This is a genomic window from Desulfomicrobium baculatum DSM 4028 (genome assembly GCF_000023225.1).
Classification (GTDB): Bacteria; Desulfobacterota; Desulfovibrionia; order Desulfovibrionales; family Desulfomicrobiaceae; genus Desulfomicrobium; species Desulfomicrobium baculatum.
Genome location: NC_013173.1, coordinates 1508126 through 1535121 on the forward strand (window position 1 = coordinate 1508126; position 26996 = coordinate 1535121).

Below are 26996 nucleotides of genomic sequence, written 5' to 3' on the forward strand. Positions count from 1 at the left end.
ATGGAAGACAAGACGCCCCAGGAAAAAGCGGAAGACCAGGCGGCCCAGATCCGCTGGGACGGAAGCCGCATGCGTACCACGTACGCCAACGTCTGCAACGTATCGAGCACGCGCGAGGAAGTGGCGCTCATGTTCGGCGTCAACAAGAACTGGCATCCGTCGCAGAAGGATCTGGTCATCGAGCTTTCCGACCGCGTCATCATCAACCCCTACGCGGCCAAGCGCCTGGCCATTCTCCTGGCCAATACCATGAACGAGTACGAGAAGCGTTTCGGCGTGATCAGTCTCGAAATGCCCGATGTCACGCCGCAATAGGGCGGGACGCGGACTTATGCATCAGGCCCGGCACGGCGGCGTGCCGGGCCTTCACGCGCCTGATTCCGGGTTTCCCCTTGTTTTTTGAGCAGATAGCTGGTTAACTGAGTACGTAAAAGGGGTTTGATCTACTGCCTGCACCGGCGTCGCCGCTGCAGTCGATCAGGTTTCATCATTATGAGCAGCAACACTACCATACAAGACTCCGCACCGACCGGCGCAGGCCCCGTCCTGTCATGGGCCGAGTTCTCGTCGGCCTCGAGCACCCGGGAGTATTGCCAGGGGTGGATCGGGCTGCAGAGCGGCCTGATTCCAGGCGTGATCCAGGGAATTCTGGTCACCGAGGGGGAGGACGGGCAGTTCACCCCCGCTGCGGTGTGGCCGCACGGCGGCGCGGACCCGGTCCGGCTGGCCGAGGCTCTGGAGCGGGTCATCGATGACGAGCGAGGCTTGGTGCTGGAACTGGATACTGCTGACCGGTATGCCATGGTCTACCCCGTCCGGGTGGACGATAGGCTGTTCGCCGTGGTGGCCATGGAACTGGCGGCGGACAGCGAGGCCGATCTGAACCGGGCCATGGAGCAGTTGCAGTGGGGCTGCTCGTGGCTGGAGCTGCTCCTGCGCCGCCGGGAGGCCGACGAGGACAAGGCTCGTCTGCTGCGGCTCGGGACGGCGGTGGACATGCTGGCCCTGACCCTGGACCGGCCATCCTGCCGCGAGGCGGCCATGACCTTCGTCACGGAGCTTTCGGCCGCCGCCCAATGCGAGCGGGTCAGCCTCGGTTTCGTGCGCGGGCGGTCCGTTGTCCTCGAAGCGGTCTCGCACAGCGCCGAGGTCGACCTGAAGATGAACCTGACCCGGAACATCGAACGGGTCATGGACGAAGCCCTGCTGCAGCGTCGCGAGATCTCCTGGCCCACGGACGACGCCACGGTAATTTGCCGCGAGCACGAGGCCCTCTCGCGCCAACAGGCCATGGCTGCGGTCCTGACCCTGCCCCTGTACGGACAGGACCGCTACTATGGCGCCCTGACCGTCGAGCGCGCCGCGGACCAGCCCTTCACGGAGCGCGACGCGGAATTCTTCCGGGCCGTGGCGGCGCTGGCCGGTCCCATTCTGGAGGCCAAACGCCAGTCCGACCGCTCCGTTCTCGACCACGTCCGCGCCAGTCTGTCCGAGGCGGCCGGGCGGCTGCTTGGCCCCCGGCACTACGGCCGCAAGCTTGCCGTGGCGGCGCTGGCCTGCGTGGCCCTGTTTCTTTTCTTTGCCCACGGGGATTACCGCCTGCGCGCGGACATCGCCCTGGAAGGGGGTATCCGCCGAGCCGTGACCGTACCCTTCGACGGCTTCATCCAGCAGGCCCCGTTCCGGGCCGGCGATCTGGTGAACGAAGGAGACGAGCTCTGCCTCCTCGACGACCGGGACCTGCGCCTGGACAGAATGGTCACCGCCAGCCGTCTGCGGCAGCTGGAGCAGCAGCTTCAGGAGGCCGTGTCCCAGCACGACCGGGCCCAGTCCAGCATCATCCGCGCGCAGCTGAATCAGGTTCAGGCCGAGCTGGATCTGGCCGACGCGCAACTGGCCCGCACCTGCCTCACGGCGCCGTTCCCCGGCCTCATCGTCAGCGGGGACCTGAGCCAGCGCCTCGGCAGCGCCGTGAAGCAGGGTGACGTGCTCTTCGAGGTCACGCCGCTGGACTCCTACCGGGTCATTCTCAAGGTCGACGAACGGCGCATCGCCGACGTTCGGGTCGGACAGCGTGGCGAGTTGGTCCTTTTCTCCCTGCCCGGCCAAGAGTTCGGGTTCACTGTCAGCAAGATCACACCCATCGCGAGGGCTGAGGAAGGCAGCAATCATTTCCGGGTGGAGGCGTCGCTGGACAGCGTGGACCAAACCCTGCGCCCCGGCATGGAAGGGGTGGGAAAGGTTGCCGTGGACCGGCGTAAACTGGTTCACATCTGGATCCGGGACATGCGCGAATGGCTGACCCTCTTCTTCTGGAAATGGCTGCCTTGAGACGCCACGGCGGGGGTAGCGCATGAGCGCTTCGCTGCTCAGTCCGTCGTGGTACCGGGTCGCCCCCCTCAAGCCACGCCTGCGCAGCCATGTGCGCATCGAGCGTCACGAGTATCGCGGCCAGGACTGGTATGTGATTCAGGACGGTTTCACCGGGCGCCATCACCGTTTTTCCTCCGAGGCCTACCAACTGGTGGGCATGATGGACGGCCGCCGGACCATGGACCAGATCTGGCAGGCCGTTTGCGCCCGCCTGGGCGACCACATGCCGACCCAGGACGAGGTCATCGAACTCCTGGCCCGCCTGTACCGCGCCGATCTCTTGCAGACCAGCGCCATCCTCGACTTTTCGGACCTGCACCAGCGCAGCGTGAAGAGCAGGCGTAGCCGCCTGTTCACGCAGATGGCTTCGCCGCTGTCCCTGCGCTTCCCGCTCCTGGACCCGGACCGCTTCCTGACCCGGACCATGCCCTGGGTCCGCCCGTTTCTCGGCTGGCAGGCCTTGGCGGTCTGGATGTTGGTGGTGGCCGCGGCCGCGATCCTGGCCGTGCTGCACGGGGACGCCCTGCAAGGCGATTTTTCCGACGCTCTTTTGAGCATGGAGAATCTGCTGCTGATCAGCCTGCTCTATCCCGTGCTGAAAGTCCTGCACGAGTTCGGGCATGCCTACATGGTCAAGAAGGAGGGCGGTGAGGTGCACGAGATGGGGGTCATGCTGCTGGTCTTCATGCCCCTGCCGTACGTGGACGCGTCCTCGTCGACGTCTTTTCGGGACAAGCGTCAGCGCATGCTCGTCGGGGGGGCGGGCATCATGGTGGAGCTTTTCGTGGCCGCCGTCATGCTTCTGGTCTGGCTGAACGTGGAGCCCGGGGTAGTGCGTGCCCTGGCCTACAAGACCCTGCTCGTGGCCGGGGTGTCGACGGTCCTCTTCAACGGCAACCCGCTGCTACGTTTCGACGCCTATTACATTCTTTCGGACTGGCTGGAGATTCCCAACCTGGCGCAGCGCGGCGTCGGCTATCTGGGCTACCTTTGCAAGCGGTATCTGCTGGGAGTGGACAGCGCCGAATCACCGGCCCGCAGCCCCGGGGAGGCCCGCTGGTTGTTCTTTTACGCCGTGGCCGCCTTCTGCTACCGGATTTTCATTTCCGTGCGCATCGTGCTCTTCGTTGCCGGGCAGTTTTTTTTCGTCGGCATCGTCCTGGCCATCTGGGCGGTGTTCATGATGCTCGTCATGCCCACGTGGCGCGTGGCCGGTTTTCTCGTCAAGGATACTCATATGCAACGCAAGCGCATTCGCGTCATGATGACGGTGGTCCTTCCCCTGGTTCTGTTGGCGGGGGTTCTGGCTATGGTCCCGGCGCCGCTGTACACCAACGCCGAAGGCGTGGTCTGGGTTTCGGAGGAATCCAGGGTTTACGCCGCTGCCGGGGGGATGGTGGAGGCCGTGGTCACTCCCGGCGGGACCACCGTACAGTCCGGCGATCCGCTGATCCGCAGCACGGACCTGTTGCTGGAAACCCAGGTCCGGCTGTTGCAGGCCCGCCGGGAGGAATTCCAGGCCCGCCGCCAGTTGAGCATGAACAGGGACCGCGCCGAGACGGGCATGCTGGATGAGGAGCTGAAAAGCATTGAAACGGAAATCGCTCGCGCCCAGGAGCGTCAGGCGGCCCTGATCACGCGCAGCCCTGCGGCCGGGATTTTCGTGCTTCAGGACGAGGCGGATTTGCCGGGGCGCTTTCTGCGGCGCGGCGAGCCCGTAGGCTACATCGTCGACCCGCTGCGCATGCACATCAGGACCGTGGTCACCCAGGCCGATATCGAGCGCGTGCGCTCGGATGTCCGCAGCGTGGAGGTGCGGCTGGCCGAGAACATCGGACAGGTGCTGCCGGCGCGGGTCTCCCGCGAGGTGCCCGCCGCGAGCCGCGTGTTGCCGAGCCTGGCCTTCAGTCTCGACGGCGGCGGGCGGTTCGCCCTCGATCCCCGGGAAAAGGAGGCTCCCCAGGTGCTGGAGCGCCTCTTTCAGTTTGACCTGGTGCTTGAGGGGCCCGTGCCGGGCAACGTGGAGGAGCGCGTCTTCGTCCGCTTCGAGCACAGCCCCGAACCTTTGGCCTGGCGGGCCTACCGGGCGCTGCGGCGTCTGCTGCTCACCCGCCTTGCCGTGTAGCGTGGCACAACATGAGTAGTCGGCTCCATCTGGTTCTTCCCCCCGCCACCCGCGACGTCCGGGCTGAGCGGCCCGATCGGATCGAGACCTGGCTTGAGCGCCAGGCGCACCGTCTGCACGGACGCGTCCTAGCGCTGCGCGGAAAGGGCGGCTGGCTGCGACGGGAGACGGCGGCCGTGGGCGAGGCGGGCCTGCGTCTGGTAGGCTTGAGCGAGAAGGAGCTGGCCGACGAGATCCGTCCGCTTCGCGAGCGGCTGCTGACCGACGGTTTTCTTCCGGCCCACGTGGCGGACAGCTTCGCCCTGATCCGGGAATTCTCCGCGCGCATCCTGGGCCTTCGCCACCACGACAGCCAGGTCATGGGCGCGCTGGTCATGCTTCGAGGCATGGTGGCGGAGATGGAGACCGGCGAGGGCAAGACCCTGACGGCAACTCTCACGGCGGCCACTGCGGCCCTGGCCGGGCTGCCGGTGCACGTCATCAGCGTCAACGACTACCTGACGGGTCGCGACGCCGAGAATACCACGCCCCTGTTTCGGGCCTTGGGCCTGAGCGTGGGGTGCGTGGTGCACGGTCAGTCTCCGCAGCAGCGTCGGCAGGCCTACGGATGCGACATCACCTATGCCACCAACAAGGAACTGGTCTTCGATTACCTTCGAGACCGCCTGACCCTGGCCGACCGGCCGGACCCGATCATGGTCCAGGCCGAAAGCCTGAGTGGCCAGGGCTCTCGCGCCGGGCGGCTGCTCATGCGCGGTTTGCATTTTGCCATCGTGGACGAGGCCGACAGCGTGCTCATCGACGAGGCCCGGACTCCGCTCATCATCTCCGGTTCCTCGGGCGTGAGGGAGGAACGGGAGTTTCTGGAACAGGCGCTGAACCTGGCGGGAGATTTCGTTCGGGACAGGGATTTCGAGCTCGACGAGGCCCGGCGGCATATTCTGCTGACTCCTGCCGGCCGGAGCCGCATCGAGGACGCGGCGCGTCGGCTGGGCGCCCTGTGGAGCGGGCTGGTGCGACGGGAGGGGGCGGTGCACCAGGCCCTGACGGCCCTGCACCTGTTTCGCCGCGACGAACAGTACCTGGTCCGTGACGGCAAGGTGCAGATCATCGACGAATTTACGGGGCGGGTCATGCCCGACCGTTCCTGGGAGCAGGGGCTGCACCAGCTCATCGAGCTCAAGGAGGGGTGCGAGCTGACCCAGCGCCGGGAACCTCTGGCCAAGATCAGTTATCAGCGTTTTTTCAGGCGATACCTGAGGCTTGCGGGCATGACCGGCACGGCGCGCGAGGTGAAGGACGAGCTGTGGAATGTCTACGGGTTGGCCACGCTGCGCATGCCTACCCACCGGCCGGTGATCCGGCGCAGGCTCAAGGAGAGGGTTTTTCCCACCAGGCACGACAAATGGCGGGCCGTGGTGGACCGGATCGGCGAATTGCACCGCCAGGGCCGGGCCGTGCTCGTCGGGACGCGCACCGTGGCGGCCTCCGAGGAACTCGCCGCCCGCGTTCGGGAAGCAGGGTTGCCGCATCTGGTCCTGAGCGCCAAGCAGGACGCCGAAGAGGCCGGAGTCATCAGCCGGGCAGGCCAACCCGGAAGCGTGACCATCGCCACGAACATGGCCGGGCGGGGCACGGACATCATGCTTGCGCCCGAGGTGCGCGATGCGGGCGGCCTGCATGTCATCATCACGGAATACCATGAGGCCGCACGCATCGATCGTCAGCTGGCCGGGCGGTGCGGGCGGCAGGGTGACCCCGGCAGTTTTGAAGGCATTCTGTCCCTGGAGGATTTTCTGTTCCAGGGAAAATGGGGCGACCCGCTCATCCGCGCGGCCATGTTCGTCGTCACCCGGACGAGGACTCCCCAATTCGCGGCGCGCTGGCTGCTGCGGCGCATGCAGCGCAGCGTCGAGCGGCACAACGCCCGGGTGCGCCGAAATCTGTTCCGGCAGGACCAGGCGCAGGGCAGCCTCATGTCCTTTGCCGGAAGGTTCGAGTAGCAAAGTATTTCTCCCCTGTTTGGGCTGTTTCAGGCCCGACGGAAACACTGGACCATACGCATCAAGGAGAACAAGAGATGAAACGCATATTTTTCCTTGCACTGTTGTGCATGATGGCCGCCACGGTTTGGGCCGGGGACCTGCCGCCCTTCGAAGGGCTTATCGAACCTCGGGAGACCGTCAATTTCGGCAGCCAGGTTCCGGGCATCCTGGAGAAGGTCATGGTCGAGCGGGGAGACAAGGTTGAGGTCGGGCAGATCCTGGCCCGGCTCAAATCCGGGGTCGAAGCCGCAGCCCTGCGCACGGCCGAGGCCAAGGTGGATTTCGGGCAGCGCACGTCCCAGCGCAACGAGGAACTGACCAGAAAAAAGCTCATTTCGGTGCATGAAAAAGACGAGATCGAGACCGAACTGCAGCTGGCCCGACTGATGGTGGCCGAGGCCAAGGCGCAGCTCGAAATGCGGGTCATCCGCAGTACGATCAAGGGCGTGGTGGTCAAGCGCACGGGAGCGCCCGGCGGCTATGTCGGAGAGGAACCCTTTCTGACCGTGGCGCAGATCGACCCTTTGAGCGTCGAGTTGGTCATCCCGGTCCAGTATATCGGGTCCATCAAGGAAGGGGTGACGGCCAAGGTCCTGCCGGACGAGCCGGTGGGCGGCGAGTACAGCGCCAAGGTCGTGGTCGTGGACAAGGTCATCGATGCCGCCAGCGGAACCTTCGGCGTGCGCCTGGAACTTCCCAACCCAAAGCTTCGGCTGCCGGCGGGGATGAAGTGCCGAGTGATCTTTTGATCGCGAAGGAGTTCCGGCAGCCCTTGCCCGGAACCCGCCGACACGCGCAGTCCCGCAGAAAAAGATGAAGAGACAACCACCCCGCCCTTCGGGCACCCCTCCTTGGCAGGAGGGGAGTTGGAGCGGCTACTGGCGGAATCTTGATGTTTTAAAGTTCAGGCCCTTGTTTCGTGTCTGCTTTCATGACGTAAGATTATCAGTCTGCAGCCGTACCCATTCGTGAAGTTCCTCTGCCGTGACCGGCGTTCCGCGTATGAGGGCTTTGATCGTAAAGTCGTACAGCACCTCTTCCGGGACCCCCTTCACGTCCGGAGGAGAAAAGTCGAATATATTTCGATACAAGCGTTCCACTTCATGTCTTCCCTTGCCTGATGAGTTCACCTGTCCTCCATGCAGCTTTTCAAATCAAGCGCGTCATTTGTTATTCGGAAAAAAAATTTGCCTCATTCCAATGGTTGATCTGTCACCTTAAACGCTTTTTGATGAGATGGACCCCTTTTTCCACATCAGCGTGGGACGGGGGTATTTCTTGTTGAGTTCATGCGCCCGCAAGTAATCGTGGTAAGCCTCGGTTATGTTTTTGAGCTTCATGAGAGTGGTTGCGCGTTGGTAGTGGTAGTCCGCGACTCCCGGCACGAGTTCTATCAGTTGGCTCAGATCTTTGATGGCCTGGCCGTAGAGCGCCATGCGCAGACAAAGTTGGGATCGGCCATAGAGGGCCTTGGTATGGGTAGGGGCGATGGTGACCGCCAGCGTGTACCTGACCAGGGCCTCCTGATAATTTTCGGCTTTGGCCAGGGCTTCGCCAAGGGCAAAATGCACTTCCGCAGATTCGGGAGCAAGGCTGGCAGCCTTGGAATAGGATGCTATGGCTCCTTGGAGATTCCGCTCCCGTTCCAGTTTGCGGCCTCCGTCCATGTGGCGTTTCGCCTCCATTGACGCGATCGACACGTTATTTTTACCCGGCTGGCCGTAAGCATCTTCAGACCCGGAGATCGTCGCTGCCGCCTGACAATTGCCTACAGTGAAAAGTGTGAGGAATACGACAAGAATTGAATGGACGCCTATGGTGGAGCTTTTCATGGTACCTCCTCATGTACGTACGTACATTCTATTTCACCATGATGGTTAAAGACAGTATTGAGGCTTTTATATACTGATTCATGATTATCATATCGGAAATACGAATAAATAATTTATGGGGTATTTTTGTTTTTTAGTGAAAAATAATTCATTATTTTAATCAAATATCCGTTTTTTTTAAAAAAATTTAATAAATTTATTATTTCGTGATAGGTTTTAGTACACATATTTATGTATAAGCTTCAACTAAAAAGTACATTGTTGTAATTATAAATTTTGCATTAAAAAAAGTACCTACATATTTTTTCGCATAAATAATATGTAGGTACTTATATTGTGAAAGATCACAAAAAATGAAGAAAACTTCAAAAATACAATCAGAACACCATATGTCGACAAGTTTAAAATTATAATTTTAATAAAATTAAGAGTTTATTGATTTTATTAAAAAATGGGTAATACTGATTATTTATCTGTGTTGATATTTTTATTTAACTACAGTGGATTGGCTTTCGTTCGCGCATGATTGCCGGAATGGTTTACAGCTTGGAATTACTGCAAAAAGACCGAAATTTCCGCCGGAAAAATCTTTTACATGTACGCTTGACCATTATGGCGAGATGGGTGTGGCTTTGTCATGGAGAATGCATTTATAGGAATTGAAAATGACATGAATCCCCTTCTTCAAGAGACACGGTATTCTTTTAAGACCGCGACCATCACGAATTCGCTCACTGAAACTCATTATGCGGGGCTTTCATGAACAAGGAGCAAAGTGCGGATCAGGATGCGAACGATACCGCAACCGTTGATTCGGAGCACCAAACATCTCGTGACAGTGACGCCATGAATATCCCTGATGCGGAACAGGCGCGTCATGATCTTTTTCATGCGGCTGTGAAGCGGATTTTGGAGCGAAACGACACGAAATTGAATAGAGTCTTGAAAACTGCTGAGGAAAAAGGTTCGCGTTACACGAGCTTGCTAACGAGCAGTGAACTGAGATTTTTGTTAAAATGAGGGTGTTAAAAGCACGCCTCGCCTTTTCCGAGGGATGACGATTTTGCGCAGAGTCTTCTTGAAATGACGCTTTCAAAGGCTCAGGCATGCACAAAGAAACCCCCGGGACAGAGCTCTGTCACGGGGGTTTCTTTGTGCATGCCTGGTTGAAAAGGAAAACTACGCTGCGCCTGTACACGCCCGGGGGGCGCTCATGCACAGGGCCGCATGCAGGGCGATCTGGGCCTTGGCGAACTGGCTTCGTTCGACCACGAATTGCATGTTGGTCTGGCGGGCGGTCTGCGAGACGGCCAGGATGTTGATCCCATCGGCAGCCAGCGCGCTTGCCGCCTTGGCCATGATGCCGGGCTGTCCGATGTTGGAGCCGATGGCGCAGACGATGGCCACCTTTTGCAGGGTGATCTGCTCGAATCTGTTTTGCAATTCGGCGATCATCTCGGGACGACAGTCGCGGTCGGCTATGATCATGCCGATGGTGTTGGCGTTAGTGGCCTTGCTGATATAGGAAATATCGTGCTTGGCCAGCACCTGCAGAATACGCAGGTCAAAGCCGACCTCTCCGACCATGCGGGTGTCATGCACTTCCAGGCAGGTGACTTTCTCCGATCCGGTCACGATCTCGACCATGGATTCGGGTGCGATGAAATCCTTGGTGATGAGCGTGCCGCTGTGGTCCGGATCAAAGGCGTTCTTGATCCGGATGGGGATGTCGTTGACTTCAAGCGGTTTTGACGCCTTGGGATGGATGGCCTCCATGCCCACGTCGGCCAACTGGTCGGCCACGTCGAAGTTGGTGTTGCAGACCGGGTGGATGTTTTCCTCGCCGATGAGCATGGGGTCGCCGGAGCAGAGATGATATTCCTTGTGAATGATGGCTTCGCTGGCGCCCAGAATTACCGCGACCTTGGAGAATGTGACCTCCGAATAGCCCCGGTCGAACTCGCGCATGATGCCTTCGGTGCCCTTGGTGTAGCCGGTGGCGAAGCAGATGGTCGAGAAGGGGTCGATGCCTTCGAAGCTGTCTTTTATGCGCTCGTCGATGGTCAGCTGGCGGCTGTCTTCCCAGCCGCTCAGGTCCACGAAGGTGGCGTCGAAGCCGCGGTTCTGCAGGATGTTGGCGGAGTTGAAGGCGCTGTGCATTTCGCCAAGGGACGCGAGCAGTTCTCGAGCCGCCAGGAGCAGGGCCGTGCGCGAAACATAGCCCGAGGCCAGAACGTTATCCATGCTGCGCAGGATGTTGATGGCCAGGTCGATGTGGTCGTCGACGAATTCATTGGCAGCGTTCAGGTCAAGCCCGATGGGTACGAAGGTCTTGTTCAATTCAAAGAGGCTGTCGCGCAGGGCGAGCATTTTTATGGGGTAGTTCTCCTGCTGGCGGAAGAGCTGGTATATGCCGGGCTGACCGGTTTTTTTGTGCTCCAGCAACTCGTTGGTCACCCCTCCGTAGGCGGAGACGATGTAGATCCGGCCAAAGATGTCGGCCGGATTGCGAAGAATGATATTGTCGATGATTTGCGGGAACCGTGACATGGACGTTCCGCCGATCTTTTCAACACGAACTTTAGTTTTCATGGACTTTCCCGGACTGAAGTGATGTTGAAGGGCGCTGGCGGCCGAAGCCGGCTGCGCTTGATAACCCTTGAGCGATATTGCTTAAAGTGGTGAGGCGTCAATACGAAGTGATAAGAAAATCGATTTTCGAAAACCTCACAGTTCCGAACTGTTCCGATGTCGACCCAAGACTCCGCCAGCGCTCCTGACCTGTTTGACGCTCTGGGCCGGTACGGCTAAAAGGGCGCAAATTCGCCAACTCAAAGCAGGTTCATCATGAAGCATTTTTTCCTTCTTGTCCTTCTCCTTGGTTCTGCTCTACCTGCGTCGGCAGGAGATTTTTCTCATGCCCTGGCCATGAACGGTCAGCCCCGCTACTCTGCGGATTTCACCCATTTTGATTACGCAAACCCGGACGCCCCCAAAGGCGGAACCGTGCGCCTGGCCGCCACCGGTACCTTCGACAGCTTCAATCCCTACATCGTCAAGGGCAACTCCGCCGACGGCCTGGGCCTTTTGTTCGACACCCTGACTGAGCAGTCCCTCGACGAGCCATTTACCGAATACGGTTTGCTGGCTGATCGCATCGAGCTGGCCAAGGACCGTTCCTCCATGAGCTTCCACCTGCGCAAAGAGGCCCGCTTTCATGACGGCAGCCCCGTCACCGCCCAGGATGTAGCCTTCACCTTCAAAACCCTTCTGGCACAGGGGAACCCGCATTACGCTCAGTATTACGCCGACGTGGAGCGGGTCGACGTGGTCGATACACAGACCGTGACCTTTGTCTTCAAGCCGCAGAGCAGCCAGGAGCTGCCGCTCATCCTGGGACAGCTGCCGGTCCTGTCCGAAGCCTCCTGGCAGGGACGTGATTTTTCCGCCTCCAGCCTGGACATTCCCATGGGCAGCGGCCCGTACCGCATCGGCGAGTTCAAGGCCGGACAACGCCTGACCTTTGTGCGCGATCCCGGGTATTGGGGGCGCGACCTGCCCGTGAACACGGGGCGGCACAACTTCGACAGCATCATCTATGACTATTACCGTGATCTGACCGTGACCCTGGAAGCCTTCAAGGCCGGGGAATACGATTTTCGCCAGGAGTACAATTCCAAGCAGTGGGCCACGGGCTACACCGGCCCGGCGGTGGAGGCCGGGCTGATCCGCACCGAGAACATTCCGCACAAGCTCTCCCAGGGCATGCAGGCTTTCGTCTTCAACACCCGGCGCGCCATTTTTGCCGACCCCCTGGTGCGGCAGGCGCTCAATTTCGCCTTCGACTTCGAGTGGAGCAACAAGAACCTTTTTTATGGCCAGTACGTCCGCTCCACGAGCTTTTTTTCCAACTCGGACATGGCCGCATCCGGCTTGCCTACAGAAGAAGAGATGGCGCTGCTTGAACCGCTGGAGCTGCCTGAAAAAGTGTACACGAAAGAATTCTCCCTGCCGGTCACCGACGGCAACGGCAACATTCGTGACAATCTGCGCGAAGCAGCGGACCTTTTGCGTCAGGCCGGATGGAGCGTAGAGGGCGGCAAGCTGGTCAAGGACGGTCGGCCCTTCGTCTTCGAGATGCTCCTCGTGCAACCCGATTTCGAACGAGTGGTGCTGCCTTTCCAGCGTAATCTGACGCGGCTTGGCATCACCATGAGCGTTCGCATGGTGGACACATCCCAGTATCTGGAGCGGCTGCGCGGGTTCGATTTTGACATGATCGTCTCAAGCTTTCCCCAGTCCCTGTCTCCGGGCAACGAGCAGCGCTCCTTCTGGCATTCGGCCTCGGCGGACATGCCCGGTTCGCGCAACTACTGTGGCATCAAGAACCCGGCCATCGACAAGCTGGTCGACCTGGTCATCGCCGCCCCGGACCGCGACGCGCTCATCCTGCGCTGCAAGGCCCTGGACCGGGCCCTCTTGTGGGGCTGGTACGTCATCCCGCACTGGCATGCCACGTCTTGGCGCGTGGCCTATTGGGACAAATTCGGGCGGCCGGACAAGCTCGCGGACTATGGGCTTGATTTTCAGTCCTGGTGGGTTGACCCGGACAAGGAACGGGAACTGACGGACAGGCGGGGACGGCTGGGGAGCAAGTAATGTTCATCTACATCCTGCGTCGTCTGGCACTCATCATTCCGACCCTGCTGGGCATCCTGACGCTCAACTTCTTCATCATCCAGGCGGCCCCCGGCGGGCCGGTGGAGCAGATGATCGCCCAGTTGCAGGGCCTGGACGTGGCCGCCACGGCGCGGGTCGGCGGCGGAGGGGGAGGGGAGACCGCCGGAGCAAATGTCTCGGCCCAGGCATCCTCCACTTCCGCATATCGCGGGGCCCAGGGCCTGGACCCCGCGGTGGTGAAACGCATCGAGAGCATGTACGGCTTCGATAAGCCGCTTTGGGAACGTTACGTAAAGATGCTCGGGAATTACGCCACCTTCGATCTCGGTGAGAGCTTCTTTCGCAGCAAAGGCGTGCTTGAGCTCATCGGCGAAAAAATCCCCGTTTCCCTGTCTTTGGGCCTGTGGAGCACGCTCATCATCTACACCCTGTCCATCCCCCTCGGCATCATGAAGGCCGTGCGACACGGCACGCGCTTCGACATCTGGACCAGCACGGTCATGATCGTGGGCAACGCCATCCCGGTTTTTCTTTTCGCCATTCTGCTCGTGGTCCTCTTCGCGGGCGGGAGCTATTTCAACTGGTTCCCCTTGCGCGGCCTGATCTCGCCGGGCTGGGAGGATTTTTCCCTCTTCCATAAGATTCTGGACTATTTCTGGCATCTGGCCCTGCCCGTCACGGCCATGGTCATCGGCGGCTTCGCGACCCTGACCATGCTGACCAAAAACTCCTTTCTGGACGAGGTAGGCAAGCAGTACGTGACCACGGCCCGCGCCAAGGGTCAGACCGAGAGGCGCATCCTCTACCGCCACATCTTCCGCAACGCCATGCTGCTCATCATTGCCGGGTTTCCGGCGGCGTTCATCTCCATGTTCTTCACGGGCTCGCTCCTCATCGAGGTCATCTTCTCCCTTGATGGCCTGGGCCTTTTGGGGTTCGAGGCGACCATCAGCCGGGACTACCCGGTCATGTTCGGGTCCCTCTACATTTTCACCCTCATCGGCCTGTTCACGAAGCTTTTATCAGATCTGACCTACATGCTGGTCGATCCGCGCATCGATTTCAGCTCGCGGGAGCAGCGATGAATCCCATTATCCGCCGCAGATTGCGCGCTTTTCGCTCCAATGGCCGGGCGTTCTGGTCCCTGTGGATTTTTTTGTTCCTGTTCCTCTCAAGTCTCGGAGCGGAATTCATCGCCAACGACCGGCCGCTTGTGGTCTATTACGATGGTGCATTCTACGCCCCGGTCTTTAAAGCCTATCCCGAAACGACCTTCGGCGGCGATTTCGAGACCGAAACCGTGTACCGCGACCCCTTTGTTGAGGACCTGATAAAGGCCAAAGGCTGGATACTCTGGCCGCCCGTGCGCTACAGTTACAAGACCATCAATTACAACCTGCCCGTGCCCGCCCCGGCCCCGCCCTCGCGTGAGAATCTGCTGGGCACCGACGACCAGGGCCGCGACGTGCTGGCGCGGATCATCTACGGGGTGCGCCTGTCCGTGCTCTTCGGGCTCATGCTCACCCTCGGCGGCTCCGTGGTCGGGGTTTGTGTCGGCGCGGTGCAGGGCTATTACGGCGGAATCGTCGATCTGGCGGGACAGCGCTTCCTGGAGATCTGGTCCGGCATGCCTGCGCTTTTCATCCTCATCATCCTGGCCTCCATGGTCGCGCCGGGTTTCTGGTGGCTACTGGCCGTGACCATGCTTTTTTCCTGGATGAGCCTGGTCGATGTGGTGCGGGCCGAGTTCCTGCGCGGCCGCAACCTCGAATACGTACGCGCAGCCAAGGCCCTGGGCCTGCCGGACCGGGTCATCATGTTCCGCCACATCCTGCCCAATGCCATGATCGCCACCGTGACCTTCATGCCCTTCATCGTCAGCGGGTCCATCACTACCCTGACCTCGCTCGACTTCCTCGGTTTTGGACTGCCGCCTGGTTCGCCGTCCCTGGGTGAGCTGCTGGCCCAGGGCAAAAACAATCTACAAGCCCCGTGGCTCGGCCTCTCGGCCTTTGCGGTCCTGGGCACGATCCTCAGTCTGTTGGTCTTTATCGGAGAAGGAGTGCGCGATGCCTTTGATCCCCGACACCGGAGCTAGTCCCACAGCGGCTAGCCGGACGCAGGACGAAGCCCTGTTGACCATTCGCAACCTGAGCGTTGATTTCTCCGTGGAGGATCGCACCGTCACCGCCGTGCAGGACGTGTCCCTATCCGTTTATCCCGGACGGACCTGCGCCCTGGTGGGGGAGAGCGGCTCTGGCAAGTCCGTGACCGCTCTGTCCATTTTGCGTCTGCTTCCGCCTGAGGTCGCGCGCAGCAAGGGGGAGATTCTGTTCGAGGGGCGCGACCTCGCGCGTCTGGACGAAAAGTCCCTGCGCGAGGTGCGCGGTGGACGCATCGGCATGATCTTCCAGGAGCCCATGACCTCGCTCAATCCCGTGCACGCTATCGGCCGTCAGATCGCCGAAAGCGTGCTGTTGCACCAGCCTGGAGTTGACGCCAAGGCCCGCACCCTGGAGCTTCTGGAGCTGGTCGGCATCCCGGATGCGGCCTCGCGTCTGAACAGCTTTCCCCATCAGCTCTCCGGCGGTCAGCGGCAGCGGGTCATCATCGCCATGGCCCTGGCCAACAATCCGGTGCTGCTGATCGCCGACGAGCCGACCACGGCCCTGGACGTGACCATCCAGGCCCAGGTGCTGGACCTCTTGAAGGATTTGCAACGGCGACTGGGCATGGCCATCCTGCTCATTTCCCACGATCTGGGCGTGGTCCGGCACATGGCCGACGAAGTGCACGTCATGCGCGAGGGCAGGATCGTGGAGAGCGGGCCGCGTGACGACATTTTCAAGAATCCGGGCCACCCGTACACGAAAACACTGCTGGCCAGCACCCCGTCGGGCAGGCCGGATCCCCTGCCCGAAGACGCGCCGCTCTTGATCGAGGCCAGCGGAGTGCAGGTCTGGTTCCCGCAGGGCAAGACGCTCTTTGGCCGTCCCAAAAGTTTCATCAAGGCCGTGACCGACGCCGAACTTTTCATCCGTCAGGGCGAATCCCTGGGCGTGGTGGGGGAGAGCGGGTCCGGCAAGACCACCCTGGGGCTGGCCCTCTTGCGCCTGCAGTCCTGCCGGGGAGTGATCGATTTTGACGGAGAGCGCCTTTCCGGCATGCGTGAAGGGCTGCTTCGAAGCTTGCGCCGCAATTTTCAGATTGTCTTCCAGGACCCGTATGGCAGCCTCAGCCCGCGCATGACCGTCGGTCAGATCGTGGCCGAGGGCCTGGACGCGCATCGCCTGGCCACGGGCACGGAGCGGGAGGAACGCATCGCCGAGATATTGGAAGCCGTGGATCTCGACCCTGCCGCCATGCACCGTTACCCCCATGAATTTTCCGGCGGCCAGCGCCAGCGCATCTCCATTGCCCGGGCGCTCATCCTGCGGCCCAAATTCGTGGTTCTGGACGAGCCCACCTCGGCCCTGGACCGCACGGTGCAGTTCCAGATCGTGGAGCTTCTGCGAGGCCTGCAGACCCGCTTCGGCCTGACCTACATGTTCATCACCCACGACCTGGCCCTGGTGCGGGCCCTGTGCCACCGCATCGTCATCATGAAGGAAGGACGGATCGTGGAGCAGGGGGCGACGGATGCGATCTTTGCGAGCCCGGTCCAGGAATACACCCGCACCCTGCTGGCCGCCGCCCTGGAATAAAGCCATGAAACACGCCCATAAATTTCTCTCTCCGGCGGTTCTTCCCGTTTATTTCTTCGCGGCGACCATACTCCTGGGGGGGGTGCTGCTGCACCTGCCGGTTGCATTGAACGGGACACACTTGACCTGGCTCGACGCCATGTTCACCTCCGTCTCCGCCACCTGCGTGACCGGACTTGTCGTGGTGGACACGGGCACCGTGTTCTCGACTTTCGGCCAGACCGTCATCGCCGTACTCATCCAGATCGGTGGTCTGGGAGTCATGACCTATACCAGCCTGGTTTTCTACATGTGGCGCCGTCGTGTTTCACTGACCGACCGCATCGCCGTGGGCCAATCCCTGCAGGGGGACCCGTCCTTCAAACTGGGCCGTTTTCTGGTGCAGCTTTTTCTGGTCTGTTTCGGCATCGAGGCCCTGGGTGCCGTGGCCATGTACGCCTTCAGCCTGGGAGAGCTGGACTGGTTCAGCGCTTTTTTTCATTCGGTTTCCGCCTTCTGCAACGCGGGTTTCAGCCTCTATCCGGACAGCCTGATGCGGTTTTCAGGCAACCTGCCCATAAACCTCCTTTTCATGACTCTCATTTTTTTGGGCGGGATCGGTTTTTACGTATTGGTGGAGCTTCCCGGCTTTTTTGGCGCCGCGCTCCGTGGACGTCCCCTGCGGGGCGCATTGAGCTGGCAGGGGTCGCTGGTCATCCGCACCAGCCTGTGGCTGATTCTCATCGGGTGGGTGGTTTTTTTCCTCATCGAGCAGCGGCAGGACGGGATGGCGACGGCGCTGCTCCAGAGCCTCTTTCAGTCCGTCACGGCCCGCACGGCCGGGTTCAACACCATGGACATCGGCATCATGACCGACACCTCGCTCTTTATCATGATTCTGCTCATGATTATCGGCGGTTCTCCCGGATCCTGCGCGGGCGGTATCAAAACCACGGCCCTGCGCGTACTTCTCGGGTTCGCCGTATCCCAGATCAAGGGACGCGATCAGGTCGTTGTCGAGGGCTATGGCGTGGACGCCTCCACCGTGAACAAAGCCATGACTCTTGTCATTTTCGCCTTTGTTCTCATCATGGGCTCGGTCTTCATCCTGACCGTGACCGAAGGTGCCAACCAGCCGCATCAACTGGTGCGAGGCAAGTTCATGGAACTCTTTTTCGAGGCCTCGTCCGCGTTCGGTACAGTGGGTCTGAGCACCGGCCTCACGCCTCATCTTTCGACGCCGGGGAAATTCATCATCATGCTTCTCATGTTCGTCGGCCGTCTTGGTCCCATCGTTTTTTTGACCATGCTGCAAGCCTGGCAGACGCGTGAACGTTTCAAGCGTGCCGAAAAGAGCATGCTCATCGGGTAGGAGGTTTTTATGACTCACAAGGAATTCGGTGTCGTGGGTTTGGGCAAGTTCGGGCTCAGTCTGGCAAGGTCCTTGATGGCTCACGGCCAGAAGGTGGTCGGAGTCGACAACGATCCGGACAAGGTCAAGGTCGCTGCGGAGGCTTTGACGCAAGTCTATCAGGCCGAAGCGGTGGACAAGATCGCCCTGGAGCAGCTCGGGTTCGGCGAGCTGCAGGAGGTGATCGTCAGCACCGGTCACAACATGGAAGCGAGTATCCTGATCACGCTCTTTCTGAAGGAACTGGGTTGCAAGAGCGTGACGGTCAAGGCCATGAGCAGGGATCACGAGAAGGTGCTGATAAAGGTCGGGGCGAATGCGGTCATCTTTCCTGAACGCTACGCCGCCGAACAGCTGGCGGCCAAACTGGCCGTGCCCGGCCTCATCGATTATCTGCCTCTGGGCACGAACATCATCCTTAAGGAGTTCACCGTGGAAAAATGGGCAGGCAAGACCTTGCGCGATCTGGACCTGACCAACTCCTTCGGCATCCAGGTGGTGGCCGTGAAAGGCCTGGAGGATAAGCAGTTCGTTTTCGTGCCCTCGGCCGACAAGTCCTTGCAAAAAGGGGATATCATGGCTGTCATCGGCCGGGGGGAGAAACTTCTGGAACTGGAGTCCTGAAGTGGGAGAGCGAAAAATCAGGATGAAGTTTGACGGTTTCCGGAGGGATATCTGATGGCGCGCGTGCAGATCGAATTACCGAGGACATGGCTTTACCGGACGCGGCTTGATGTGCGCGTGACCGACGTGAATTATGGCGGGCATCTGGGCAATGACCGGGTGTTGGCCCTTGCCCACGAGGCGCGGGTGCGCTGGCTGGCGTCCTGCGGTCTGTCTGAAAAGGACGTCGGCGGGGTGGGGCTGATCATGGCCGATGCGGCACTGGTTTTTAAGGGAGAGGCGTTTCTGGGCGATGAACTGGACGTGGAACTGGGCGCGGTCGAGGTGCGGCGGTCGAGTTTCGATCTTGTCTGCCGGCTGAATCGTCCTGCCGATGGCGCGGAAATCGCTCTGGTCAAGACGGGCATGGTCTGCTTCGATTACGTCGCGCGCAAGGTCGCCCGTCTGCCTCATGTGCTGGCCCGTTGCCTGGAAAGCGTGTCCTGATGCGCTGCCGGATCGCCCACAAACTTTTCCTCTCCGATATCCCGGAACCCATCCAGACGCAGGTCATGGCCGAGCTGACCCTGGAGAACCCCAAGTGGCTCGAAAATTTGAAGATGGGTCGCACCAATTACAAGATCTCCCGGCATCTGAAGTTCTATTCCGTGCGCAAAAGCGGCGGGCTCATCCTGCCGCGCGGCTATGGCGGACGGCTGGCCCGGATCTGCGCCGAGCACGGCGAGGCCGTGGAGTACGAGGACGAGCGGCGCAGCCTGCCGGAAATTGATTTCACCTTTCAGGGGGAACTGCGTCCCTACCAGCAGTCCGCCTGCGACGCCATGCTCCGCCGCCGCTTTGGCACGCTCTGCGCCCCCACCGGCGCGGGCAAGACCGTATGCGGCCTGTCGCTTGTCGCCAGCCGTCGCCAGCCTACGCTGATCGTGGTACACACTCGCGACCTGGCCATGCAGTGGGTCGAGCGCATCGAGCAATTCCTGGACATCCCGGCCCGCAAGGTGGGCATGATCGGCAGCGGCAAAAGCACGGTGGGCGAGGCCGTGACCGTGGCCACGGTGCAGTCCGTGTACAGCCGGGCCAAGGAGCTTAAAAAACGCGTCGGCCACATCATCGTCGACGAATGCCACCGCGCCCCGAGCCGCACCTTCACCGCCGCCGTGACCGCCTTCGACTGCGCCTATTCCCTTGGCCTCTCGGCCACCCCGTACCGGCGCGACGGCCTGACTCAGCTCATTTTCTGGCACCTGGGTGAAATGCACGCCCGCATCGACAGTGATGATCTGATGGAAAGCGGGGCGATCATGCGCCCGGAAATCTGCATCCGGCCGACTTCTTTTAAGTGCGAGCGCGATCCGACAGAGGAGTACGGCCTCATCATCGCCGACCTGACCGAAGACATGGACCGCAACAGCCTGATCGTCGATGAAGTGGCGCGGGAAGTGGCGTCCGGGCGGGGAGTCGGGCTGGTGCTGTCCGACCGCAAGATACACTGCCGGATGCTGCAGGAGCTCCTGGAAGAACGGCATGGGATCAGCGGGGCGATCCTGACCGGCGACACACCCTTGCCCGAACGCAAACGCCTGGTGGACCAGATCCAGTCGGGCCGGGTGGATGTGGTCTTTGCAACGGGCCAGCTTATCGGCGAAGGTTTCGACGCCAGCAACCTGACGTCCCTGTTCCTGGCCACGCCTGTCAAATTCAGCGGCCGCCTGATCCAATATCTGGGCCGGGTGCTGCGTCCCTCTGCTGGAAAAGCTCAACCAAAGGTTTATGATTTCGTGGACGAAAAGGTCGGCGTGCTTGACGCGGCAGCCCGTGCCCGAGCGGCGGTGTATGCGGATATTGGCGAGTAGGCGGGGCGCTTCAACGAGCAGATCAAGCGCAATTTGCGGCGGTTCCCTGAGGACTTTATACTTATGTTGACCGTAAAGGATAAAGCCAGGGTGATCGCAAATTGCGACCACCTCGGAAAGCTGAGATTTTCACCATGTAATGATGGTGAATTGAGATATGGGGAATTGCCATTATAGCCCATTTCCCGATCGGGTAGATGCAGCATGACAACGCGGTGGAGAGCGGTTACATTCCTGAGCGCCAAGCGGCCAATCGCTTTCATGAACACGAACCGCTCATCAGGAGTGACGCATGTATTCGCCGCGAAACGTTCCGCTCTTGACGTACGTGCGTCACGTCCTCGTAGCCCGGCTCGCGCTCATGGCCACCGTCATCGCCCTGACTCTGGCCACTCTGGCCTATCTGGCGGAAGAGCGCATGTTGGAGGAGGCGGTGGTGGCCGAGGCGCAGGAGGATCTCGCGGAACTGGTGGAGCGCACCCGCGCGATTGTCTCTCATGACGGGCTGAAGCCCCTGGACGCCTTTCGTCTGGCGGTCGGGGAAAAAATCGCCGCCAATGCCAGGAAAAGCAGGCGTGGCAAGGTCGTCTACGCCAGATTTTTCAAGCCGGGCATCTCCGGCGCAGAGGAGTATCTGGACCAAACCTTTGTGTTGCACGAGGCGGTGCGCGCGCACGCCCATGCAGGCAAGAGCCCCGAGCCCAATGCCGGGGCCTGGTCGGAAACGGTCTTTATCGCTGATATCCTCTGCGTCCACGCCATACTTCCCATAGACGAGTTTGGACGGAGTGATACCGGCCAGGTCGAAATCATCTTTGTCCCAGCCCCTTCTGTGCTGGCCGCCATGGAACGCAAAGCATTTTACACCGTCGGTGCCGTCGCGTTCGTCGCTCTGGCCACGGCGGCCCTCCTCTATCCGGTCATCCTGCGCCTGACCAACCGCCTCGTCGCCTTTTCCCGCAACCTGCAGGCGGCGAACTTTGAAACGTTGGCCCTGCTCGGCTGCGCCGTCGCCAAGCGGGACAGCGACACCGACGAGCACAACTACAGGGTGACCCTCTACGCCTTGCGCATGGCCGAGGCCCTTGGCCTGGACGCGGCCGGAATGCGCGCCCTGGCCAAGGGCGCCTTCCTGCACGATGTTGGCAAGATCGCCATAAGGGACAGCATCCTGCTCAAGCCCGGCAAACTCACGGAAGACGAATACGAGATCATGAAGACCCACGTCAGACACGGGCTGGAAGTGGTCGCCCGCTCGACCTGGCTGCGCGACGCGAAGGACGTTGTCGGGTGCCACCACGAAAAATTCAACGGAAAAGGGTATCCAAACGGAATAAGCGGAAAGGACATCCCCCTCACGGCGCGGATCTTCACCGTGGCGGATGTCTTCGACGCCCTGACCTCGCGCCGGTCTTACAAGAACGCGCTGAGCTGCGCCGAGGCCCTCGACATCCTCATGCGCGGGCGCGGGAAGCATTTCGATCCCAAGATAGTCGACACCTTCGCCACCATGGCCGCGCCCCTGCATGAACGATACGCCCACAGGTCCGGCCGTGACCTGAGCGCGGAACTGATCGACGTCGCCTGGAAATATTTTCATGTCGGGACCGACACGCTGGTCTCGTGACGGTCCGTTGAAGTATTCCTGACCACTGGCTTGAATTGCCTGGCAGGCATTGTGCGGCCGACCTGCCGGGATACCACGAACGTTCAATTCGTGAGGGGTTTCTTTCGATTCAAGACTCGCGTTTTCCGCCCGCCAGTTTTTCCTTTTCGCCCAGCCCCCATCGCCAGTTCCGAATCTCCGGCAGATCTTCGCCGTGCTCCTCGATGTACTGCCGGTGCTCGATGAGTTTGTCGCGGATGGCCTGCTTGGCATACGCGGCCGTGGCGCCGACCTGCGGCACGCGATCGATGACGTCGGCCATGAGGCGAAAGCGGTCGAGGTCGTTCACGACCACCATGTCGAACGGCGTCGTGGTCGACCCTTCCTCCTTGAAGCCGCGCACGTGAAGGTTCCCATGGTTGGTGCGACGGTAGGTCAGCCGGTGGATCAGCCACGGGTAGCCGTGGTAGGCAAAGATGACCGGCTTGTCGGTAGTGAACAGCGTGTCGAAATCGCCGTCGCTCAAGCCGTGTGGGTGCTCGCGGTGATGCTGCAGCTTCATGAGATCGACCACGTTCACCACCCGGATTTTCAAGGCCGGGAAATGTTCGCGCAGGAGCTGCACTGCCGCCAGGGTTTCGAGGGTGGGCACGTCGCCGCAGCAGGCCATGACGACATCCGGCTCGCAGCCCTGGTCATTGCTGGCCCACGGCCAGATGCCGATGCCGGCGGCGCAGTGCTTGACGGCGGCGTCCATGTCCAGCCACTGCGGCCCGGGCTGCTTTCCGGCCACGACCACGTTCACGCAGTTGCGGCTGCGCAGGCATTGATCCGTCACGCAGAGCAGGGTGTTCGCATCGGGCGGGAGATAGACGCGGATGACCTCGGACTTCTTGTTGGCTGCGACATCGATGAAGCCTGGGTCCTGATGGCTGAAGCCATTGTGGTCCTGCCGCCAGACATGTGACGAGAGCAGGTAGTTGAGGGAGGCGATGGGGCGGCGCCAGGGAATCCCGCGCGTGACGTCCAGCCACTTGGCGTGCTGGTTGAACATCGAATCCACGATGTGGATGAACGCTTCATAGCAGGAAAAGAAGCCGTGGCGGCCGGTCAGGAGATACCCTTCGAGCCAGCCCTCGCACTGGTGCTCGCTCAGCATCTCCATGACCCGGCCATCGGGCGCGACGTGCTCGTCGCCGGGGACGATGGCCGCCATCGAGCAGCGGCTGGTGACCTCGAACACCGCGCCCCAGCGGTTCGAGCTCGTCTCGTCCGGGCTGAAGACGCGGAAGGTGGATGGGTTGCGTGCAATCACGTCGCGGATGAACTCGCCCTGCACGCGGGTGGCCTCGGCGTCCACCGCGCCGGGTTTCGGGACCTTGACCGCGTAGTCGCCGAAATCCGGCAGGCGCAGGTCGCGCAGGAACAGGCCGCCGTTGGCGTGGGGGTTGGCGCTCATCCGGCGCTCCCCTGCCGGCGCGAGCCCGGCCAGCTCGGGGCGGAGCCGGCCGGACTTGTCGAACAGCTCCTGCGGCCGGTAGCTCTTCATCCACGTCTCCAAAAGCTTCACATGGCCTGGATGGCCCATGTCGCCCATGGGCACCTGATGCGACCGCCAGGTGCCTTCCGTGGGTTTTCCATCCACTTCCCGCGGGCAGGTCCAGCCCTTGGGCGTGCGCAGGATGATCATCGGCCAGCGCGGCCGCTCCGTGAACCCCTGTTCGCGGGCGTCCCGCTGGATGCGCCGGATCTCGCCCACCACGCGGTCAAGAGTGGCGGCCATGAGGACGTGCATCTCCATGGGCTCGTCACCCTCGACGAAATGGGGGGTGTAGCCGTAGCCATGGAAGAGCGCCTCCAGTTCGTCATGGGGAATACGCGCGAGCACGGTGGGACCGGCGATCTTGTAGCCGTTCAGGTGCAGGATCGGCAGCACGGCGCCGTCATGGACCGGATTCAGGAACTTGTTCGAGTGCCAGCTCGTGGCCATGGGGCCGGTCTCCGCTTCGCCATCGCCGATGACGCAGGCGACAAGGAGGTCCGGGTTGTCGAAGGCCGCTCCGAAAGCATGCGACAGCGCATAGCCCAGCTCTCCGCCCTCGTTGATCGAGCCCGGCGTCTCCGGCGAGACGTGGCTCGGGATGCCGCCGGGGAAGGAGAACTGCTTGAAGAGCCGCGTCAGGCCCTCCTCGTCCTGCGAAATGTGGGGATAGACCTCGCTGTAGGTCCCTTCGAGATACGCGTTGGCAACAAGCCCGGGCCCGCCATGGCCCGGCCCGGTGATATTGATGATGTTCAGATCGTACGCCTTGATGATGCGGTTCAAATGCACATAGATGAAGTTCAGGCCCGGCACCGTGCCCCAGTGACCGAGCAGGCGCGGCTTGATGTGCTTCAGCATGAGCTCTTTTTTCAGCAGCGGGTTGTCATAAAGATAAATCTGGCCGACCGACAGGTAGTTGGCGGCGCGCCAGTAGGCGTCCATCATTGCAACGAGTTCCGGGGAGAGGGCCTTTGTCTGCATGATTTGATTTTTCCTTTATTCAGGCCGTGAAGGGGCTTTTGCGTCGTCAACCTTTGCTTGCGCAGCTCGACGATCCTTTTTCCTTCGTCGGGCCAAGCAGCCACCAGACCAAACCGAGTTCGTCCATCCGTCTTGTTCTGCCCCACAATAACCCTGGCAAAAGGCCCCAGCGTGAAAGCCGACTCCTGCACGCCAGGGGCTCATGCCCATGCAACCTCCATGGCAACTCCCGTGCCGGACACTGCCCCGGTGCACTTTGCTGATTACACAGGATTAATCGGAATAAGGGAGCTGGCCGGCAAAAGAAATCCATCAACCGTTCCGCCACATCCAACAAAATCGCCCTATATGACGGCACAAGGAAAAGGAGGCGCTTTGACTTAACTTTTTCATCCGCTTCGGCGCTTTCAAAATAAGTGCACATGTTCAGAGGGGGCCTTTCTCTCGCACGACATGAATGAAATGGGATGGCCGCGTTTCCCGGTATTCGTCCCCGATCAACAAAGTCGAAAGCCCCCGGACAGAGGCTGTCAGGGGGCTTTCGACTTTTTGAGGAGGAGAGGAAATGCTATTGCTCGCCTGCATAGGGCCAGGCCATGAGGCCTCCTTCCATGACACGGACGTCTGTGTACCCGGCGCTTTCCAGAATGCGCTGGGCTTCGTAGCCGCTGCCTTGGGTCCGGCCGCGGTTCCTCCGATGACTATGATGCGATTGGGGATCATATTCCTTTCTGTGGTCTTGTTGGTTGAAATCTGGAACTAGACTTCCCGTCGCGCGCACCCAGTCGCGGATGCGCGGCCACTATGAGGGAACGGTCCGAAACATCAGGTGTCCCTTTAACTGTTCAGTGGCTTTTCACAGTACGGACTCGCACTCTGGAGCGCATCAGACTCGCTGCCCCAAGCAGCATGACAAAACCGAGGTGAAGCCAGTCGACCCACATGACAAGGGTCGGGGAGAAATAGCTCTCCGGTTGGTTCTTCATTACCCGGACGATGCCGGTCAGGACGATACCGGCCCAGCACAGGCCAACGATCACGTCCATGGCCGTCCAGGCCGGGCGGCGCAGGACGCGGGGCAGCCGCCAGCCGAGAATGGCCAGCAGCACGATGGCCAGGATGTAATGCGCCACGTGGTTGAAATAGTAATCCGCAGTCCAGCCGAAACCCGGCACGTCGGCCAGATAGTAGCGGGCAAAGATGGGCATCTGGGCGAAGCCCGTGAAGGCCAGGGCAAAAACCGTCAGGCGAAAAACAAGGGTTCGGCTATTCATGGTCGTCCTCCGAGGTCGCGCCGCGCACCAGATGCAGCACTCCGGCCATGATTCCCACCAGCGGGGCCCCATACACGGCGCGAGCCAGCAATTCTTCCTTGGCAAACGGATTGCCGACCGAAGCCAGATGCGGCTTGCCCGGTCCCAGTTCGATGGCCTGGTTCAGCGCTTCAAAGGGTACGGGGGAAACGTAGAAAGTGTTGGTGCCGCCGTTTTCCGTGTCGCCATAGATGAACCCTCCGGTGCGCGTGGACAGTTCCCGGGCCTGGGCCAGGATTTCATCGCGCGGGCCGATGGTCTGCACGCCTTCGGGGCAGACCTCGATGCAGGCCGGAGTCTCGCCCAGGGCCACCCGGTCCCGGCAGCGGTCGCACTTGTACATGACGCCGTTGCCGGCAAAGCCCGGAGCCAGCTTCAGATACAGGCCAACGCCCGTCTGGCGTTCGGGGATGTGCCAGGGGCAGACATCCTTGCATTTGGACCCGCCCAGGCAGATTTCGTCATTGATGCTGACAATGCCCTTGGCGTCCTTGGATGCCGCGCCCCACGGGCAGAGGTTGGCGCAGGGCGGGTTCTGGCAGTGCAGGCAGCGCCTTGGGATGTGCAGCTCGAAGGGCTCGCCGTTGTATTCGCCCGTGGCGGTCTGTATGTAGAGCCAGTTGTAGGGGGTCAGGCGGTCGTCCACATCCTGTTTGTCCGACCAGTCGGCGGCCTTGACCTTGGCCGGGTACATCTTGGGGAAGGGCTTTTGCGGCTGCGGGTACTTGTGCCCGTTGGTCTCACGGCAGGCTTCCACGCACGCGCCGCAGGCGATGCATTTGGAGATGTCCAGCAGTGTGGCCAGCACGACATGCTCAGCGGTTGCTGCGCCCCCAGTGTTTGCCGCCGCCGGGCGCGCCACGGCTGCTGTGGCGGCTGCCAGACCGGCCGCGAGGAAGTGTCTACGATTGACTTTCATGTATCTCT

At 61.0% G+C, this 26996-nt stretch carries 20 protein-coding genes; 15 read left to right on the top strand and 5 right to left on the bottom strand.

All coding sequences use genetic code 11. The features are described from left to right. The 5 genes from DBAC_RS06720 (at position 1) to DBAC_RS06740 (ending at position 7292) form a co-directional block, all read left to right on the top strand. Entirely contained in the window at positions 1-315 is a 315-nt protein-coding gene (locus DBAC_RS06720) for a DUF3467 domain-containing protein (RefSeq protein ID WP_050762057.1), read from the top strand. A 177-nt stretch (positions 316-492) separates the two neighbouring features. Next, entirely contained in the window at positions 493-2331 is a 1839-nt protein-coding gene (locus tag DBAC_RS06725) for a GAF domain-containing protein (RefSeq protein ID WP_015773533.1), read from the top strand. Between the two features lie 22 nt (positions 2332-2353). Beyond that, complete coding sequence (locus tag DBAC_RS06730) at positions 2354-4498, top strand: peptidase M50 (RefSeq protein ID WP_015773534.1); 2145 nt, start codon at positions 2354-2356, stop codon at positions 4496-4498. Positions 4499-4509: 11 nt separating this feature from the next. Next, positions 4510-6501: a preprotein translocase subunit SecA gene (locus DBAC_RS06735; RefSeq protein WP_015773535.1), complete on the top strand. Its 1992-nt coding sequence runs from the start codon at positions 4510-4512 to the stop codon at positions 6499-6501. 77 nt (positions 6502-6578) lie between these two features. Continuing rightward, positions 6579-7292, top strand: a complete 714-nt coding sequence (locus DBAC_RS06740; protein WP_015773536.1) for an efflux RND transporter periplasmic adaptor subunit — start codon at positions 6579-6581, stop codon at positions 7290-7292. Between the two features lie 468 nt (positions 7293-7760). On the opposite strand, the gene DBAC_RS06750 is transcribed toward DBAC_RS06740, so the two are convergent. Continuing rightward, positions 7761-8375 carry a tetratricopeptide repeat protein gene (locus tag DBAC_RS06750; RefSeq protein ID WP_015773538.1) on the bottom strand — a complete coding sequence of 205 codons (615 nt, stop codon included), beginning with the start codon at positions 8373-8375 and terminating at the stop codon, positions 7761-7763. 759 nt (positions 8376-9134) lie between these two features. On the opposite strand from DBAC_RS06750, the gene DBAC_RS06755 reads away from it, so the two are divergent. Beyond that, a complete protein-coding gene (locus tag DBAC_RS06755) occupies positions 9135-9395 on the top strand; it encodes a hypothetical protein (RefSeq protein ID WP_043810592.1) in 261 nt (86 codons plus the stop codon). A 159-nt stretch (positions 9396-9554) separates the two neighbouring features. Here the strand turns inward: DBAC_RS06755 and DBAC_RS06760 are convergent, their stop codons facing one another. Then, positions 9555-10967 (bottom strand): aspartate kinase, encoded by a 1413-nt coding sequence (locus tag DBAC_RS06760; protein ID WP_015773539.1) that lies wholly within the window; start codon positions 10965-10967, stop codon positions 9555-9557. Between the two features lie 255 nt (positions 10968-11222). Here DBAC_RS06760 and DBAC_RS06765 point away from each other — a divergent pair, with 255 nt between their 5' ends. The 9 genes from DBAC_RS06765 (at position 11223) to DBAC_RS06805 (ending at position 22253) form a co-directional block, all read left to right on the top strand. After that, entirely contained in the window at positions 11223-13034 is a 1812-nt protein-coding gene (locus DBAC_RS06765; protein ID WP_015773540.1) for an extracellular solute-binding protein, read from the top strand. Continuing rightward, positions 13034-14140, top strand: coding sequence for a microcin C ABC transporter permease YejB (locus DBAC_RS06770; RefSeq protein ID WP_015773541.1), 1107 nt, complete (start codon positions 13034-13036; stop codon positions 14138-14140). The genes DBAC_RS06765 and DBAC_RS06770 overlap by 1 nt, the downstream gene beginning before the upstream one ends. Then, positions 14137-15153: an ABC transporter permease gene (locus DBAC_RS06775; protein ID WP_015773542.1), complete on the top strand. Its 1017-nt coding sequence runs from the start codon at positions 14137-14139 to the stop codon at positions 15151-15153. The genes DBAC_RS06770 and DBAC_RS06775 overlap by 4 nt, the downstream gene beginning before the upstream one ends. After that, the gene (locus DBAC_RS06780; protein ID WP_015773543.1) at positions 15125-16759 is read left to right on the top strand and encodes an ABC transporter ATP-binding protein; all 1635 of its coding nucleotides are present in this window, start codon (positions 15125-15127) and stop codon (positions 16757-16759) included. The genes DBAC_RS06775 and DBAC_RS06780 overlap by 29 nt, the downstream gene beginning before the upstream one ends. Positions 16760-16763: 4 nt before the next feature. Further along, positions 16764-18110, top strand: a complete 1347-nt coding sequence (locus DBAC_RS06785) for a TrkH family potassium uptake protein (RefSeq protein WP_015773544.1) — start codon at positions 16764-16766, stop codon at positions 18108-18110. A gap of 9 nt (positions 18111-18119) precedes the next feature. After that, a complete protein-coding gene (locus DBAC_RS06790) occupies positions 18120-18773 on the top strand; it encodes a potassium channel family protein (RefSeq protein WP_015773545.1) in 654 nt (217 codons plus the stop codon). A 54-nt stretch (positions 18774-18827) separates the two neighbouring features. Further along, on the top strand, positions 18828-19259 hold the full coding sequence (locus DBAC_RS06795; protein WP_015773546.1) for a thioesterase family protein: 432 nt from the start codon (positions 18828-18830) through the stop codon (positions 19257-19259). Continuing rightward, positions 19259-20626 (top strand): DEAD/DEAH box helicase, encoded by a 1368-nt coding sequence (locus DBAC_RS06800; protein ID WP_015773547.1) that lies wholly within the window; start codon positions 19259-19261, stop codon positions 20624-20626. The genes DBAC_RS06795 and DBAC_RS06800 overlap by 1 nt, the downstream gene beginning before the upstream one ends. Positions 20627-20918: 292 nt before the next feature. Beyond that, positions 20919-22253: an HD-GYP domain-containing protein gene (locus tag DBAC_RS06805; protein WP_015773548.1), complete on the top strand. Its 1335-nt coding sequence runs from the start codon at positions 20919-20921 to the stop codon at positions 22251-22253. A 109-nt stretch (positions 22254-22362) separates the two neighbouring features. Here DBAC_RS06805 and DBAC_RS06810 read toward each other — a convergent pair whose 3' ends face one another. The 3 genes from DBAC_RS06810 to DBAC_RS06825 form a co-directional block, all read right to left on the bottom strand. Further along, positions 22363-24756, bottom strand: coding sequence for a phosphoketolase family protein (locus DBAC_RS06810; protein ID WP_015773549.1), 2394 nt, complete (start codon positions 24754-24756; stop codon positions 22363-22365). 845 nt (positions 24757-25601) lie between these two features. Next, entirely contained in the window at positions 25602-26030 is a 429-nt protein-coding gene (locus DBAC_RS06820) for a hypothetical protein (RefSeq protein WP_015773551.1), read from the bottom strand. Continuing rightward, on the bottom strand, positions 26023-26988 hold the full coding sequence (locus DBAC_RS06825) for a 4Fe-4S dicluster domain-containing protein (RefSeq protein ID WP_015773552.1): 966 nt from the start codon (positions 26986-26988) through the stop codon (positions 26023-26025). Before DBAC_RS06825 ends, DBAC_RS06820 begins: the two co-directional genes overlap by 8 nt. Between the last annotated feature and the right edge of the window lie 8 nt (positions 26989-26996).

Bases quoted from the DNA above. Each gene is read 5' to 3' on its own strand.
- DBAC_RS06720 (WP_050762057.1), top strand. From the start codon at position 1: ATGGAAGACAAGACGCCCCAGGAAAAAGCGGAAGACCAGGCGGCCCAG.
- DBAC_RS06725 (WP_015773533.1), top strand. From the start codon at position 493: ATGAGCAGCAACACTACCATACAAGACTCCGCACCGACCGGCGCAGGC.
- DBAC_RS06730 (WP_015773534.1), top strand. From the start codon at position 2,354: ATGAGCGCTTCGCTGCTCAGTCCGTCGTGGTACCGGGTCGCCCCCCTC.
- DBAC_RS06735 (WP_015773535.1), top strand. From the start codon at position 4,510: ATGAGTAGTCGGCTCCATCTGGTTCTTCCCCCCGCCACCCGCGACGTC.
- DBAC_RS06740 (WP_015773536.1), top strand. From the start codon at position 6,579: ATGAAACGCATATTTTTCCTTGCACTGTTGTGCATGATGGCCGCCACG.
- DBAC_RS06750 (WP_015773538.1), bottom strand. From the start codon at position 8,375: ATGAAAAGCTCCACCATAGGCGTCCATTCAATTCTTGTCGTATTCCTC.
- DBAC_RS06755 (WP_043810592.1), top strand. From the start codon at position 9,135: ATGAACAAGGAGCAAAGTGCGGATCAGGATGCGAACGATACCGCAACC.
- DBAC_RS06760 (WP_015773539.1), bottom strand. From the start codon at position 10,967: ATGAAAACTAAAGTTCGTGTTGAAAAGATCGGCGGAACGTCCATGTCA.
- DBAC_RS06765 (WP_015773540.1), top strand. From the start codon at position 11,223: ATGAAGCATTTTTTCCTTCTTGTCCTTCTCCTTGGTTCTGCTCTACCT.
- DBAC_RS06770 (WP_015773541.1), top strand. From the start codon at position 13,034: ATGTTCATCTACATCCTGCGTCGTCTGGCACTCATCATTCCGACCCTG.
- DBAC_RS06775 (WP_015773542.1), top strand. From the start codon at position 14,137: ATGAATCCCATTATCCGCCGCAGATTGCGCGCTTTTCGCTCCAATGGC.
- DBAC_RS06780 (WP_015773543.1), top strand. From the start codon at position 15,125: ATGCCTTTGATCCCCGACACCGGAGCTAGTCCCACAGCGGCTAGCCGG.
- DBAC_RS06785 (WP_015773544.1), top strand. From the start codon at position 16,764: ATGAAACACGCCCATAAATTTCTCTCTCCGGCGGTTCTTCCCGTTTAT.
- DBAC_RS06790 (WP_015773545.1), top strand. From the start codon at position 18,120: ATGACTCACAAGGAATTCGGTGTCGTGGGTTTGGGCAAGTTCGGGCTC.
- DBAC_RS06795 (WP_015773546.1), top strand. From the start codon at position 18,828: ATGGCGCGCGTGCAGATCGAATTACCGAGGACATGGCTTTACCGGACG.
- DBAC_RS06800 (WP_015773547.1), top strand. From the start codon at position 19,259: ATGCGCTGCCGGATCGCCCACAAACTTTTCCTCTCCGATATCCCGGAA.
- DBAC_RS06805 (WP_015773548.1), top strand. From the start codon at position 20,919: ATGTATTCGCCGCGAAACGTTCCGCTCTTGACGTACGTGCGTCACGTC.
- DBAC_RS06810 (WP_015773549.1), bottom strand. From the start codon at position 24,756: ATGCAGACAAAGGCCCTCTCCCCGGAACTCGTTGCAATGATGGACGCC.
- DBAC_RS06820 (WP_015773551.1), bottom strand. From the start codon at position 26,030: ATGAATAGCCGAACCCTTGTTTTTCGCCTGACGGTTTTTGCCCTGGCC.
- DBAC_RS06825 (WP_015773552.1), bottom strand. From the start codon at position 26,988: ATGAAAGTCAATCGTAGACACTTCCTCGCGGCCGGTCTGGCAGCCGCC.